This is a genomic window from Niallia sp. FSL M8-0099 (assembly GCF_038006945.1).
Classification (GTDB): Bacteria; Bacillota; Bacilli; order Bacillales; family Cytobacillaceae; genus Niallia; species Niallia circulans.
Genome location: NZ_JBBOWF010000002.1, coordinates 1211908 through 1227294 on the forward strand (window position 1 = coordinate 1211908; position 15387 = coordinate 1227294).

The 15387-nt window shown below is 36.2% G+C and carries 11 protein-coding genes; 3 read left to right on the top strand and 8 right to left on the bottom strand.

Annotation, left to right across the window (positions count from 1 at the left end; genetic code table 11):
* Positions 1-185 precede the first annotated feature (185 nt).
* Both NSQ92_RS20540 and NSQ92_RS20545 read left to right on the top strand, forming a co-directional pair.
* Complete coding sequence (locus NSQ92_RS20540) at positions 186-1799, top strand: SWIM zinc finger family protein (protein ID WP_341153181.1); 1614 nt, start codon at positions 186-188, stop codon at positions 1797-1799.
* Positions 1786-4632, top strand: coding sequence for a DEAD/DEAH box helicase (locus tag NSQ92_RS20545; protein ID WP_047942692.1), 2847 nt, complete (start codon positions 1786-1788; stop codon positions 4630-4632). Before NSQ92_RS20540 ends, NSQ92_RS20545 begins: the two co-directional genes overlap by 14 nt.
* A 158-nt stretch (positions 4633-4790) precedes the next feature.
* On the opposite strand, the gene NSQ92_RS20550 is transcribed toward NSQ92_RS20545, so the two are convergent.
* Complete coding sequence (locus NSQ92_RS20550; RefSeq protein ID WP_341153182.1) at positions 4791-8585, bottom strand: S8 family serine peptidase; 3795 nt, start codon at positions 8583-8585, stop codon at positions 4791-4793.
* A 516-nt stretch (positions 8586-9101) separates the two neighbouring features.
* Between NSQ92_RS20550 and NSQ92_RS20555 the strand changes: the two genes are divergently transcribed.
* Positions 9102-9536, top strand: a complete 435-nt coding sequence (locus tag NSQ92_RS20555; protein WP_047942694.1) for a YwpF family protein — start codon at positions 9102-9104, stop codon at positions 9534-9536.
* A gap of 73 nt (positions 9537-9609) precedes the next feature.
* On the opposite strand, the gene NSQ92_RS20560 is transcribed toward NSQ92_RS20555, so the two are convergent.
* The 7 genes from NSQ92_RS20560 to spoIIID form a co-directional block, all read right to left on the bottom strand.
* Positions 9610-9915, bottom strand: coding sequence for a hypothetical protein (locus tag NSQ92_RS20560; RefSeq protein ID WP_047942696.1), 306 nt, complete (start codon positions 9913-9915; stop codon positions 9610-9612).
* A gap of 177 nt (positions 9916-10092) precedes the next feature.
* Positions 10093-10530: a 3-hydroxyacyl-ACP dehydratase FabZ gene (fabZ, locus tag NSQ92_RS20565; RefSeq protein ID WP_047942697.1), complete on the bottom strand. Its 438-nt coding sequence runs from the start codon at positions 10528-10530 to the stop codon at positions 10093-10095.
* A gap of 205 nt (positions 10531-10735) precedes the next feature.
* On the bottom strand, positions 10736-11020 hold the full coding sequence (locus NSQ92_RS20570) for a DNA-directed RNA polymerase subunit beta (protein WP_061800824.1): 285 nt from the start codon (positions 11018-11020) through the stop codon (positions 10736-10738).
* 15 nt (positions 11021-11035) lie between these two features.
* A complete protein-coding gene (locus NSQ92_RS20575) occupies positions 11036-11863 on the bottom strand; it encodes a flagellar hook-basal body protein (protein WP_328282836.1) in 828 nt (275 codons plus the stop codon).
* A gap of 35 nt (positions 11864-11898) precedes the next feature.
* Entirely contained in the window at positions 11899-12711 is an 813-nt protein-coding gene (locus tag NSQ92_RS20580) for a flagellar hook-basal body protein (protein WP_341151883.1), read from the bottom strand.
* A gap of 354 nt (positions 12712-13065) precedes the next feature.
* On the bottom strand, positions 13066-14067 hold the full coding sequence (locus NSQ92_RS20585; protein ID WP_061800827.1) for a rod shape-determining protein: 1002 nt from the start codon (positions 14065-14067) through the stop codon (positions 13066-13068).
* A gap of 678 nt (positions 14068-14745) precedes the next feature.
* Positions 14746-15018, bottom strand: coding sequence for a sporulation transcriptional regulator SpoIIID (spoIIID, locus tag NSQ92_RS20590; RefSeq protein WP_016204804.1), 273 nt, complete (start codon positions 15016-15018; stop codon positions 14746-14748).
* Between the last annotated feature and the right edge of the window lie 369 nt (positions 15019-15387).

Genomic DNA, 15387 nt, shown 5'->3' on the forward strand with positions numbered 1-15387 from the left:
ATTCCCTATATTCGTTACTTCAAAACTAGTATCCAATTACGCTCTTTTACTTCTCTTCTTCTGTCCTCTACCATCTCTATTCAAAAAGCGTTATAATTAAAGAATGGACTTTTTTGGTGCCTCTACTTCTTAGAGCACATCTTTAAGCAAAATTAATCGATTTACCAATATGGGAGGGATACATTATGCTTCTAGAAAAGTATTTGGAGCCAGTGAATTTTTGCGCAGAAAACTTAATGAATTTATTGGATGCAAATGATCCCCAAATGAAAAAGGTTGTGGAAAAGGGACTGCTTCTGTACAGACAAAGCTTTGTCTATCAGGTCAAGTTCTCCAATGAATTGGTGACGGGAATGATCCAAGATGTAACGCCTGTAAGGGCCACTTTAGATTTGGATTATGTTCAACAGAGCTCTTGTACTTGTCACGCAGAAGGATTTTGTCGCCATCAGCTCGCTCTATTTTTCTATTTACTTGCACAAGTTGGGAAAGTGTCCACTTGGTTGGAAAATTGGCGTAAACCAATTGAGAATGCGGAAATGTTAAAAAATCTCGGTATTATGCGAGCAAGTGACTTACTGAAGGAAAAAAAAGACAAAGAGCCAAATTATACAGATTGGATTGAAACATTGGAAAAGAGTTTTCAATCCCTTATGGAGACAAATCATAACAAACCATATCTGATTGCGGAAACGTATTATATTTATATACGAAAAATAAAAGCAGCTACTCCTCTCCAAACAGAGTGGAAGCTCCTTTATTTAGTTATCGCCCATGTATTTACTTTTAAACAATTATTAATAGTTAGTAAAAAACTAGATCATAATACACAAACAATCAATCGCTATTATCGACATCTTTTTCATGATTTAATGAATAGCATCGAGGATAACCTCTATAAATTATCAAACTTTACCTTTCCATTTGCGTTTGACGATTTTCTAATTAGTCTAAAGGATGATATACGAGCAATTCTTACCATCCAGCCAATATTAGCATTTGAGTGTATTCAGCTTTATCGCTTAATGTGGACGGATCTTTTCGCCACGAAAAAATGGAGACAGGATGAATTGACACAATTGTCAGCGAACAGCGACCCAAGCTTTTCCGAAAAAATTGCCATGATTCATCTAGAAATCCTTCTTCAAAAAGATGAGAATGCCCTTAAAATCATTCAATCACTTGATACACAAGTTACTTCGTATATGCTTTATTGGATTGATTATTTATCGAGTCGCAAAGCTTGGAAAAGAATGGATTTATATATACCAGCATTTATTCAAGAACTGAAAAATTATATATGTACAGATGATGATGACGATTATTGCTACGAATTTACACAGATGGCAATCCGAGCGATTCTCCCTTATTGCCTAGCTATGAATAAAGAAGACTTACTTGAAAAAGCATATATTCATACACTTCCATATAGCTACCGCAAATATGAGGATTTTCTGTATGAGAAGAAACAATTTGATAAATGGATGGATCTGTTTACCATGATGGGATATGGACTAGATCATCTTCACAAAGAACAAATAAAAACGCTGCAGGAATATGATCAATCATTATTGCTTTCCTTATATCATCGTTCGATTCAAGAACATATCGAAGGGAAAAATAGAGAGCATTATCGAATCGCTGTCCGTCAGTTAAAAAAACTGCGTACCCTTTATAAAAAGCTGAAAAAACAAACCGAATTCGAGCAATTCTTATTGGTTATCTTAGAACGTACGAAACGATTAAGAGCCTTTCATGAAGAATGTAGAAAGGGAAAGTTAATCCATGCTGAAAACTAACTATCTAAAAATAAATGTTCATTACTATGAGAATAGAGGATTTTTTTTAACAGGAGAAATAGAGAATCGCTATCTATATCCTAATTATTGGAAAAAACTTCTTTTTCAGCAGCATCAAGAGAGCTATTATGGAACTATCCTAGATACTGTAACAATTGATGAAATAGAAGGCGTATTATTAAGTGGCTGGCAGTTGGTGACTTTGCTTGCTACTGAAGGGTTTAATCGTTATGTAGATTGGGATTGGAATGATACTGCACAGGTTTGTCTTGCTGCTGCCCCAAGTATTTTGGAAGCTATTAAACATAAAGAATGGATACCGGATTTCAGCCAATGGGAGGTTGGCAATTTCCAATGGTCCCTGCCCAATCGTATCATGGATGAATTTGATCCGAGCTTTTGGGAAATGGAACTTCACGATGAGTTGGCAGGTCAAACAAATAACGATTTTATCCAGCAATGGTTCCAGCATTCGCTCAATCATTATTTGGAAGATCATCAAGAGACAAAACAAAATTTCCATGCAAGAATTCAAACATTAAAGAATGCAAATATTCCTTCCGAGCAGCTGGCTGCTTATTTCACTGAAGATAAATGGCAGGAATGGATGGGGTTAAAAGAAACAGACTATCCATTCACGCTAGGAATCCGTCTGGAAGAACCAACTGAAATCGATACAACTTGGGATTTGGATATATTTTTACGATCAAAGGAAAATCCTGATCTCGTTGTGGATATACATGATGAAAGTAATATGCCGAAGAAGTGGTTAAACTTTACCTCCTATATTGAGGAAGAACAACAGCGCTGGCTCCTGCTTTTCCCATGGCTAAAAGGAAAAAGCGGGATAACCAATCAATTAACAGAAGAAGAAGCTTGGCTTTTTTTATCAGAAGCTAGTGAAACATTCCTTGCCCTTGGAGTGGATATTCTTCTTCCTTCTTGGTGGCAAGCAATGAAGTCAGCCAACTTGAAAGTGAAAGCAAAGGTTTCGAGTACAAGTCATCGTCCATCCTTTGTAGGGCTACAGGCAATGCTGGATTATAATTGGCGCTTTTCTATGAATGGCGTCACCCTCTCTGAAGATGAATTCAATAAATTAGTGGAGGAAAAACGCCGTCTTGTCTTTATTAAAGGTCGTTGGATTAAATTAGATCCCGCTTTTATTCGGCAAATACAGGATTTAATGAAAAAAGCTGAAAAAGAAGGTTTGCATGTCCGCGATATTATTGAGCAAGAGTTAATGCAAGCGGAAGAACAACAAAATGATGAGCTAGAGAATCCGAAAACATTTGCAAGAATCCAAATCGACCTAAATAGACAATGGAGAACGATGATTCATCAATTAAAAGAAGTAAAGAATCTGCCATTAGAAGAAGTTCCACACAGCTTTTTAGGCGATTTACGTGCTTATCAAGTGCTTGGGATGAGCTGGCTTCTCTTCTTAAGAAAGTATGGATTTGGAGCCATTTTAGCAGACGATATGGGACTAGGAAAAACAGTTCAGCTTATTTCTTATTTATTAAAAGTGAAAGAAACAGAAGCAGAACTAACAACACCAGCTCTTATCATTTGTCCTACTTCTGTCCTCGGCAACTGGCAAAAGGAGTTAGAGCGATTCGCACCTGATTTAAATGTATATCTCCATTATGGAGCTAATCGCTTAAAAGATGAGGCCTTTTTAAATAGAGTACACGAAGCAGATGTAGTCTTAACCTCTTATGGATTAACACATATCGATAAGCAAAGCTTCGAAGAACTCACATGGAGTACCATTGCAATCGATGAAGCCCAAAATATCAAAAATGCGCAGACAAAGCAATCAAGAGCTGTGAGAAAATTAAAGGGAGCACATTATATTGCGCTCTCTGGAACACCGATGGAAAATCGTCTCAATGAGCTTTGGTCTATTTTTGATTTTACTAATCACGGTTATTTAGGTAGCCTCGGACAATTTCAAAAGCGCTTTGTTATTCCGATTGAAAGGGAAAATAAACCGGAACAAATCCAGCAATTGCAGACACTGATTCGTCCATTCTTATTAAGAAGAACGAAAAAGGATGAAGAGGTTGCCTTGAATCTCCCTGATAAACTGGAGCAAAAGGAATATTGTCCTTTAACGACGGAGCAGGCTGCCTTATATGAACAATTAGTTACCGATACATTTGCCCAAATTGAGCAGCTCTCTGGATTCGAGCGGAAAGGTCTTGTCCTACAAATGTTAAGTAAATTAAAGCAGTTATGCAATCATCCTGCCCTTTACTTAAAAGAGCAAGCACCTACTAGCTTAATTGATCGATCAGTAAAAATGGAGAAATTGGCAGAACTGACCGATACGATTTTAGAGAGAGGTGAAAGCTGCCTTATTTTTACACAATATATTGAAATGGGACATATGATTCAGGAAATGATGAAGAAAAAGTTCAGCATCGACGTTCCATTCTTAAATGGCAGTATGTCCAAGCAACAACGTGATCGCTTAATTGACCAATTCCAAGCTGGAGAATTTCCGATTTTCCTCCTTTCCTTAAAGGCTGGAGGAACAGGATTAAATTTAACAGCTGCCAACCATGTTATTCATTATGATCGCTGGTGGAATCCTGCTGTAGAAAATCAGGCAACAGACCGTGCATACCGCATTGGCCAGACTCGTTTTGTTCATGTTCATAAGCTGATTTGTACAGGAACATTAGAGGAAAAAATTGATGCGATGCTGGAAAAGAAACAATCACTAAATGACCAAATTATCCAAAACGAAAATTGGATGACCGAGTTAACAACAGATGAATTAAGGGATTTGGTGTCATTGAATGAAAACCCAGCAGCCTTATAGGGTGCTAGCAGAGAACAGAACCAAATGGATAATACAGAAGACATGAATAAAAACCCCAGCAAGGATATGAATTACTCGGTATCCTTGCTGGGGTTTATCTTTGATTGAAATACTTATGTCTCAACCTGTTTTTCGTCTTCTTTTATAGATCGGTTTGTTTATTTATCCTCTGGGACTTTAATATCTTTTCGATTTTCTTGTTTAGTCATCTTATAGAAATAAACAGTTTTCGTTGTTTTATGGCCAGCTAAATCGGTTGCTGTGAATTCAAATTCATTTAAGCCATTTTCTAAGTCTAATTCCACTTTCTTGATTGTTTTTTCTAAACTTCTCATAGCATATGGCTCTTTAAATGTCTGATAATAAAGCTCACTTCCATTTAGAGCTAATTGAATATCATCAAAATTATCCTTTACTGTTACATGTACAGTTGGATTTTTGCCATTGCTATTTACGATTCGATTGCCAGAAAGCCCTTTGAAGGAGATGACGGGTGCTTCAGCATCAACGATAAAGCTTCGTTTAAAGACTGCTGTATTATCAGCACTGTCTATTGCTTTGATTTCAACAGAATGAACGCCATTTTCATAAGGAATGACTGTATTAAAGGTATATTCTTCTTTCTCCTCATTATAAACAGTGTCTACTTTTTGACCGCCAATCGTAAATTCTTTAAGGTCCGATTCATCCTTGATTGTTCCACTAAATACCACTTCTTTTTCTCCATACACCTCTAAAGCTTCTGGGGTCGCTAAAGAGATTACGGGAATAGTTGTATCCTTCTCCTCTTCTTCGGCAACCACACTTGCTTCCTCTTTATTGCCAGCATAATCATACGCAACAACTGTTACAGATGTACCTGGTTTTACTTCATTCGGCAAAGTAAATTCAGTTGTTTCACCGCTGACTGGAGTAGTTACAACTGATTTCCCATCTACTAAAATATCTAAATAAGAAATCCCAGAGCCATTTTCATCATCAGACGCAGCAATTTCCAATACTTTATTATCTTCTGCTAAGTCCACTTCAACAGTTGGACTTACTGTATCAACAATAACCGGAATATCTACTATCTGTGGTTTTGCACCTTTATAGTCAAGGGTTGCACTAACGCGGTAGAAATATTGCCCTTCCACTAGCTTTCCATTCACTTTTCCATCCCATGCCCAATTGGAATCAAGAACATATTTTGTTCCTTTGCCGCCATCATAGTAATTCTTTCTAATTTCTTCTTGTGTACGTAATGTCCTTACGGTTTTCCCCTTACTATCAACAATAGAGAATTGAACTTTCTTTGCATTTCTTAAAAACGATAGAACCGGAATTATTTCTTCTTGGACTCCATCATTATTTGGAGAAATGGCAATTCCTTCTTTTGTAAACTTACTTGTAATCGGATCATATCCAAGGTATAGGAAGTCTTCTCCTTCTTTTGTCACCGCTCCAGCCATGCCATAGAAAGATGTCTCATCATATTTCATCCCATCTAAAATGGGTGCTTTGTTCCAGTCACCTTTAAATCCAACATACGGCACGGTTAATGTTGCATTTGTTTCCTGAGGATCTGTTAATGTTACATACCCTTCCACAAAATAGCCATTTTCAAATACGCGATCAATCGCTACAGGTGTTTCCCAACTGCCTGTTTGAGAAGGATCAATTACTTTTGCATTTGTTAAATCAACAGATACTTTAATTTTTTTGCTTTTGTTGGCAGGAATGCTTATCGTTGTTTCATTCTTATCATTTACTTTTATCTTTGCATCCAAAATCTTCTGTGCTTCTAATAGATTAGCAGTATAACCTAACTCTCCGTAAGCCGCAAAGTCTGTTTGTATATTTGCAGCCACATCATACTTAACCTTCTTATCACTATAGTTTTTCGCTTCTAGAGTAAAAGTAAAGGTGTTTCCTACTTCTTTTAAGGCTACTTTCCCTTCTTTCGTCTTCTTCTCCGTTACTATAACAGGTGATTGTAATGCTGCATGCAGCTGCATTAATCCAGCACCTTGACGACGTGGAGAATATGGTACCTCCCAGTCAAATGCACTGTTTACTGTTCCAATATCTGTCACCGGTTTAGCGGTGTTCATTAAGAGATTTTTCGCAATGTTTACTCGATCAAAGCCTGATACATCGAATTCATTATCTACACGTTCTAATACAAGGGCAGATCCCCCTGAAACATGCGGAGCTGCCATCGACGTTCCACTCTTCATCCCATATTGATTATTTTCTAAAGTAGAATAGATTTGTCCACCTGGTGCTGTGATTTCTGGTTTAAAGTCTAAGTTATTCGTTAGGCCCCATGAGGAAAAGCTACTCATTTTTCCGGCTTCTGGATTAGCGGAAGTTATTTTTTTGCCATCAAATGTAATCGAGATAGTTTCACCACTTTGAAGAGCTGCTGCTAATTTATCCCCATCTGTTTTTAATAAGAATAGTTGAGGAATCTTAATGCTTGCATCTGTTGCCATGCTAACAAAGCCATCTGTATTATTATAAATAATAACACCAGCTGCCCCTGCCTGCTGTGCATTGATTGCTTTATCCACGAAGCCGATTTCGCCTCTTTGGATGAGCGCATAGTTATCCTTCACATCAACTGCGGCTAATTCTTCTGGTTTCCCTAATCCAGCATAAACAATTTTAAATGTTTTTTCCGTAACTGAATTTGGGTGAACACTGCCTGCTGACAGGAATCCAGCTTGTTCCATCTGACCATCATATTGATAGGAAAGTGCATCAATATCTATAAAACTATTTTCAATAGATGCAACTTGTAAACTATCATAGGCAACACCTGGTGAACCAGATACTCCAATATCAGGGTTAGAGCTAGATGGATTGGCAAAGCCATTTCCAAAATGGGCAGAGTTTCCAGCTGAAATAGACATCATAATTCCATTTTCCACAGCACGCTCTACAGCTTGCTGCTCTGGTGCATCGGCCGCAACAAAACCTGCTGGAGATCCTAAACTCATGTTAAGGACATCTGCACCCAATACGATCGCATCATCAATAGCTTTAATATAAATATCTCCCCAGGTAGTCGATACAGTTGGGTCATTTCCGAAAACCTTTAACGCTAAAAGCTGTGCCTCTGGCGCAACTCCTTTAATCCCATTATTGTCTTCATCGCCATTTGCTCCAACAGTACCTGCGACGTGCATCCCATGCATACTTGCCCCTTCAGCGATATCTTGAATAATGTCATTTTCATCCATATAGTTATATCCGTATGGTACCTTTTCGCTATAAAATTTACCTTTAAGCCCATTTTCCTTTTTAAATTGGGCAATTTCTTCCTTGCTCAATTCCTCTTCTGTTTCATCAGAAAGTACCATGTCCTTATGATTTGGGTCAATGCCGGTATCAATTACACCAACAATCATTCCTTCGCCTTTAAAACCATAATCCCGCCAAGCATCTTGAGCTTGTACAAGTTCTTTACTATATATCATGTCTGCTTCTTCTTCTGGTCTTTCATAAGCTGTGGCAATATGTACTTTTGCTACCTCTGGAAGTTCCTCGATTTTTTCAATATCTCCGTACTTCATTTCTCCACTAAAACCATTAAAAATGGTGGTGAAATTCTCTAATTCCTTAAATTTTACTTTTCTTGCTTTTACTTTTTCTTTTACTTTTTTCTGCTCTGCTAACTTTTCGCTCTTTAATTTTTCTTTTGTTGATTTAGGCAATTCTTTTACTTGCTTTGCTTGTGCTTGAGCATATTGCACCGTCGGCTCCGTGTTCATCTCTACCACTACCCGAACCGTATCGTTTTTATTATAAGTGGTCTCTAGCTCGTCCACCTTTATGGTTTGGATATTTTGCTTGTTTTCTTCTCCTTTTTTACGAATTTCCTTATCTGGTACAGTTGCTGCCAATACACTATTGGAAAATAGCATACAGAGCATAATAACTAGAAAAAATACTTTTCTAAGTTTCATGTTAAAACTCCCCTCTACCCCTTCTTTATTTTCGGAATATATCGAACTATATAAAAATATCACAATATTCTTATATTTATTAAGGGACGAAAGTACTGTCTCTCTCTTGTATATACTAGTAATTTAGTCAGTAAATATCGCATTTTTATTCCTTTTTCGCCAAGAGCTGACGTTATTCTGCTTTTCTGCCAATATCAGGATATAATCACCTTGGGGAATTATTGATGAAAGGCTGTGATGAAAGCTAGTTTTTAGAAGCAAATGTTAGCAAAAATTATAAAACATTCTCCTTTTAGAAAGAATAGATTAAAAAATAGTGAACAATATAAAACAAACTTTTATTAATATAATTTTTAAAGAGATTGTTTTCAGATGGAGGCAGGGAGAATATTTTTGTACTATACGAAATAGAATTATATTCACTTATTTTCCAATCGGATCATTCGAGAGCTTAGATAATTCATCAAGGTAAGGTATAATAAAAGAAAAGGAGAATTTGCCTGGGGAGGGATTATCGTGAAAACTTTTAAATTAATTTCTTTACAGATTCTCACGAAGGAAAAGCTAGTGCCGATTAAATTGATTGATGGATTGATTATAAATAAAGAAGATGATTTTAATCATTGGCTAATTGAGGTTTATACAGAATTAGCTGCTATCGCTTTTCTTGATGAAGCATTTCAGAAGAAGGAGGAGTTGCTTGTTCAAGCTGTTATCTCAAAAAAAGAAAATGATCCCGCTCCTTTTGAAGTAACGATTCTGTCTATCCAAAATTTTGGTGATAAAGCAAGCATTCTTTTAGAAGGAACATTAAAAAGAGACAGAAAAGACTATGCAGAGCTATTGCTCCAATATCTAATCGAAGAAGGCTATGAAGGGAAAAAATTATCGAATAAATTTACTGAGCTGATGCAAAGCAAGCCACAGACATTTTTGGAGAAGAAGCTGTAGGTTGCAGGAGAACTATTGAATAGACGAATCTCAAGGCCTGGAATAACCTTGAGATTCTGAACATATAGGCTCTTTATCGATCTATATCGTCTTTGTCTTTCATATCATCTTTATCTTCGATCATATCTTCACCAGGATCATTATCATCCTTTGTTGGATCTAGATCATCATCTTTATTTTCATCTGGTACATCTGGTTCGTTGTCATTATCCAGATCAGTACCTCTGTCTGGAACAACGTCATTCGTATCTAAGTCTTTATCTTCGATTGTGGTATCATCATCCGGTGGAGGACTTTGATTATCATCATCATTACCACAAGCAGTTAACAGCATAGCAGATAACGCTGAAACTCCTAATAACTTCATCCATTTAGTCATTCGTTATACCCCTTTTCTTGATAAGTATCATTCATGACCATTCATTTGGTCAGTTATTAGGTTATCCAAGAAAAGAAAATTATTACGCCTTATTATTCAATTCCAATAATAAACAATGTTGTAAAGAAAAAAAGAAGAAGCTGCTCGTTTAAACAGACACCTCTTCTTTCTGCCTTTTTATGCTTCTTTCTTATCTCCAAGGGCAAACATAATTTCTGCTTCACAGGCAATTTCACCATCAACAGTAGCTACACATTTTCCCTTTCCAAAATTGCCACGTAGTCTTGTCATTTCTACTTCTAGTCGCAGCTGATCTCCTGGAAACACTTGCTTTTTAAAGCGGCAGTTATCTACTCCAGCAAAGAAAGCTAATCTTCCTTTATTCTCTTCCTTAATCAACATGGCAACCGCTCCTACTTGCGCCAATGCTTCTACAATTAATACACCTGGCATAACTGGGTATTCAGGGAAATGCCCATTAAAATATTCTTCATTTGCCGATACATTTTTAATACCTACAGCTTTTTTACCTTCTTCCACTTCTAAAATTCTATCTACTAATAAAAATGGATATCGATGAGGAATTATTTCTTTAATTTGATTAATATCTAACATTTTGTGACCTCCTACTAATATGTGGTTATATTATATTGTACTAAAAAAAGCTATGAAAAAGGAAGGGATATCCCCTCCTTTTTTAAGATGTTTTTTAAAATAGTTGTTCTAGCTATCATCCTGAACAGCTATTTCGTTAATTTGATCATTCCAGCACACCAGCAAAAAAGGAATCTGTAATTATTTTTACAAATTCCCATCTTCTTTACTCTTCATTTATCAAATTGACAATATGCATCCAGGTATCTTTTTTAAAGGTATCTGTTGCTTTTCCGTTTCCCATTACACTATAACCGACAACGGCTCCAGCTAGAACACTTACAGCCATTACTAAAATAATAACAACAATACGTAGCCATATAGGAAACAGACGAACTCTAATCTTCTGTTTAGGAGAAGCTTTCTCTTCTGGATTATTCTTCTCTTTTTGATCTTTTTTAACCTGTTCTCTTGTCTTAACCATTTCTTGACTACTGCTATTTAATGCCATCACTTTTCTCCTTTTTTAACGTATTCCATTCACTAATCCCATCATCTGATCTGCTAAAGAGATGGATCTGGACTGAAATTGGTAGGAGCGCTGTGTAGCAATCAGATTGACCATTTCTTTGCTTATATCCACATTAGATTGTTCTAATGCATTTTGTTTCATTGCAATTTCATTTCTTCTGCCGCCATTCAAATCGACCATTACTTGATTTTCATCAGCAGTGTCAGAGAGTCGATATAAGTTCTCCCCTGTTTTTTCAAGGCTTTGCGGATTATTAGCATACGATATGCCGAGATTAAAGGTTTCCTGCCCGCCATTATTCAATTGAATTGTTAAAGTTCCTGTTGATGAAAAAGCATATTCTTTAACATTATTATTTAATAAAATTGGGTTATTATTCTCGTCAAGGATAGCATGGCCTTCTTTCGTAACCAGCATATTCTCATTATTAGATACAGGTGATAAATACATCGCTCCATCTCTCGTATAACGCATTTCGGAAGTTCCTCCGTCTTGCACCAATACTCTGTATAATTGTCCTTCTTTCGTCAATGCAGTATCCAAAACGCGATCAGATGATTTAATCATTCCTTGTGTCATCACTAATTGCGTTTGAGCCATTTTAGCGCCTACTCCTTGCCTGATGCCGTTTGGCGTCTGACGATTGACTTCCTGCGTTTCATCCTTTTGATTATTAAATTGCTGATAAAGCATATCTGTAAACGTCCCATTTTGCCTTTTATAGCCTGTAGTATCAACATTAGCCATATTATTACTAATAAGATCCATTTGCTTTTGCAGCTGTGTTAAAGTATTACTAGCCGTTATCATCGTTCTATTCATAGCGATTCCCCCCTTTACTACTATCTAAATGATTCTTATAGCTTACCAATTTCATTTGCGGCTTGATCCATGCTCTTATCATAAGCCTGCAATATTTTCTGATTAGCTTCAAATGCTCGATAAGCAGTCATCATATCTGTCATTGTCTGCGCTGTATCAACATTAGAATTCTCTAAAAAACCTTGATTGATTTGAAAGGTAACTTGGTTATTTGCATAAGCACTTTGTAGAGCGGCTCCATCTTGTGCTCGATACAAACCATCCCCCTCTTTTACGAGCTGTTCCGGTGAATCTGTATAACTTATTCCAAGACGATACACTTCTCCATTACTGCTTGTAAGCACTCCATCAGATGTAACAGAGAAATCCGTACTTGTAAGTTGAATTCGTTCATTATTTTCATCTAAAACGTAAGCACCACTAGAAGTAGTTAAATACCCTTGGCCATCTAAGGTGAAATTTCCGTTTCTCGAATAAGCAACTCCATTATCATTTTGCACTGTAAAAAATAATCCGCCGCCAGCATTCGTTCCATTCCCTGGAACATTCGCGTTTAAGATTGCTAAATCTGTCTTTAATCCTGTTTGATTAAGATCACCTTGAGTAAACTTCGGGATTATTTCTTGCATATAGACTCCTGTTGCTAAATAGCCTACTTGCTGCTTTTCTACAGTACCAGCTGCATTTTTCCTAACGCTTTGCTGTAATAATTCAGGAAAAGCTCTCATGGATGATTGATCTGCTTTAAAACCCGGTGTCGTACTGTTGGCCATATTATTAGAAAGCATTTCGGTTTTGCGCTGCTGAGCAAGCATACCAGAAGCTGCTGTATAGAACCCTTTAAACATAATTGTCTCCTATCTATACAAAAATTTCGATTCAAGCATATATATTCTATTATAAAAAAAATATCAAAAGATTACATTAAATTTTGTTGAAAAAAGTCTAAAAATGTTCGTTATATTAATCATTTATTATATCGGCTATTCATAGGAACAATCTACTGGAAGATAAAGGAGGAAGAAGAACCTTATGGTTACTAAAAAAACAGAAACAGCTAAATAAAAAATCGGAATAAGAAAAAGAAATTTTTCCATTCCGATTTTTTAGGTTTAAGACTTATACAAACGGGTATGAAATAAATAGATTTCATTTTCCTATGCATAAACAAGTTTTTTCACTTGTTTATGCCCCCCCATTTTTTAGCTTAATTTTCTTTTTGGAAGACGATCAATATTATCTAACATTATTCCTGTACCGATTGCTACAGAATCCATTGGATTTTCAGCTACTAATACAGGAACCTTCAATTCATCCGCTAATAGTAAGTCAATCCCGTGAAGTAATGCTCCACCACCAGTTAAGATAACTCCACGATCAATGATATCAGCAGAAAGCTCAGGTGGTGTTCTTTCTAAGACACTTTTAGCAGCTTGTACAATAACAGATACGGACTCTCTTAATGCTTGCTCAATTTCCTCTGAATGTACCGTAATAGTTCTTGGAAGACCAGAAACCATGTCACGACCGCGAATATCCATTTCTTCTTTTCTAGAACCTGGAAAAACAGTTCCAATATTAATTTTTATATTCTCTGCCGTACGTTCTCCAATTAAGAGCTTATATTTTCGTTTAATATATTGGAGAATTTCATTATCAAATTTATCTCCAGCCATTTTAATACTAGAAGAAGTAACGATATCCCCCATTGATAGCACTGCTACATCTGTAGTACCGCCGCCAATATCAACAACCATATTTCCACTTGGTTGGAAAATATCCATTCCTGCACCAATCGCTGCAACCTTTGGTTCTTCTTCTAAATAGATTTTCTTTCCACCACTTTTTTCGGCTGCTTCTTTAATTGCTTTTTGTTCCACACTAGTAATATTTGTTGGACAACAAATAAGAATTCTTGGCTTTGAAAGAAATCCTTTTACGTTCAATTTATTAATGAAATGCTTTAGCATTGCTTCTGTTACATCAAAATCAGCGATAACGCCATCCTTTAGTGGGCGAATAGCAACAATATTTCCAGGCGTACGTCCGACCATACTACGAGCTTCTTCTCCTACCGCTAACACTCTGCCTGTATTGCGATCTAATGCCACAACAGAAGGCTCATTTAATACAATCCCTTTTCCTTTTACATGAATGAGTACATTTGCTGTTCCTAAATCGATACCAATATCTCTAGCAAACATTATATATGCTCCTCCTTCGCCTTTAGCTTTTCCATTTTTTTCATTTTATAATTTCATTTTCCTTATAGAGACAAAGAGCTGGCTTCCACACTATATGTAACGACATCCTCATATTTAAGTTTCATTAAATGTAGTTAAACGAAAAAACATTCCTAAGAATTCCTTCCATTCACACAGTTATAGCGCCTTTTTAAATGCCACTAAATATTTACCTCGCTTAAATATGTCTTTCTTATCGCTCTATATTAAATCAACCATTTTCATTCTTTTGTAAAGTGAATTATGTATTTTTCAGGTTAAAATTTGTATGTTTTTTTCTCTATCTATTTAAACCACTCTAATTTTTTATTTTATCATAAGATCACGAAATAAGTAACTTTTTGTAAAAAAAATGAGTTTTTTTTCACAAAATAATTTTCTTTTTTCTCAAACAAGAAAAAGGACATTGCTTCCAAGGTCCTTTTAGCTATTATGTACCCTTTATTAGCATTCCAAAATGAGTTGCTTTTTATACTCATTCTTTTTCTCTATCGATGGAGACACCTCCACCGATAGACTGTTGTAACTCCATTTTTCTAAACTTCCCTTTCTGTTTTAAATATTTCCAGGGTAACTTAATATTGCATACTTTTTCTATTTGATTAATGCATTCATGATAAAGCATTACCCTGGAATTTCTTACTGTACAGTTTCCCCTTCAAGCTCTTCCTTTTTATATTTCATTTTTGTTGCTTCCCCACCGCGTAGATGTCGTATTGATTTATGATAATCAAGGATCTCTTTCACTTCATTTGCTAAATCTGGGTTAATTTCAGGAAGTCTTTCTGTTAAATCTTTATGGACTGTACTTTTGGATACGCCAAACTCCTTCGCTATTACGCGAACCGTTTTTCTCGTCTCCACGATATACTTTCCAATCTTGATAGTTCTCTCTTTGATGTAATCGTGCACACCACTCGCCCTCCCTAAATTGGATGTGAGAAGTGTGAAATGAGACTCGCTTTTCGCTTCGTTGAAATTCTTCATCCCGCACGTTTCCTTTCCTGCATAATACTTTTCTTCATGCGGCAGAAAGTCAAAAGCTTTCTGTTCTTATAGGGATTAAACATGTCCTCAACTACATATCCATTATCTTCAAACGACCCCTCACTCCAAACTTCCGCTTTGTAAGGTTTGTAACATTTTATTAGCTTGGGTAAGACTTTATGCAGAAAAATATGAATAGGGACAAGGTTTATCTGTTTTTTTCTATATTTACTTGTTTTTGAGGAATTAAATAGCTACGTTTTATGCGAAACAATTGATTGGCTTGAAAAACAG

What these genes read in the sequence shown, in the direction of transcription:
- fabZ (WP_047942697.1), bottom strand. Translation starts at nt 10,530, where the DNA reads ATGTTAGATATTAATCAAATTAAAGAAATAATTCCTCATCGATATCCA.
- NSQ92_RS20550 (WP_341153182.1), bottom strand. Translation starts at nt 8,585, where the DNA reads ATGAAACTTAGAAAAGTATTTTTTCTAGTTATTATGCTCTGTATGCTA.
- NSQ92_RS20575 (WP_328282836.1), bottom strand. Translation starts at nt 11,863, where the DNA reads ATGAATAGAACGATGATAACGGCTAGTAATACTTTAACACAGCTGCAA.
- NSQ92_RS20545 (WP_047942692.1), top strand. Translation starts at nt 1,786, where the DNA reads ATGCTGAAAACTAACTATCTAAAAATAAATGTTCATTACTATGAGAAT.
- NSQ92_RS20570 (WP_061800824.1), bottom strand. Translation starts at nt 11,020, where the DNA reads ATGGCATTAAATAGCAGTAGTCAAGAAATGGTTAAGACAAGAGAACAG.
- NSQ92_RS20540 (WP_341153181.1), top strand. Translation starts at nt 186, where the DNA reads ATGCTTCTAGAAAAGTATTTGGAGCCAGTGAATTTTTGCGCAGAAAAC.
- NSQ92_RS20580 (WP_341151883.1), bottom strand. Translation starts at nt 12,711, where the DNA reads ATGTTTAAAGGGTTCTATACAGCAGCTTCTGGTATGCTTGCTCAGCAG.
- NSQ92_RS20585 (WP_061800827.1), bottom strand. Translation starts at nt 14,067, where the DNA reads ATGTTTGCTAGAGATATTGGTATCGATTTAGGAACAGCAAATGTACTC.
- NSQ92_RS20560 (WP_047942696.1), bottom strand. Translation starts at nt 9,915, where the DNA reads ATGACTAAATGGATGAAGTTATTAGGAGTTTCAGCGTTATCTGCTATG.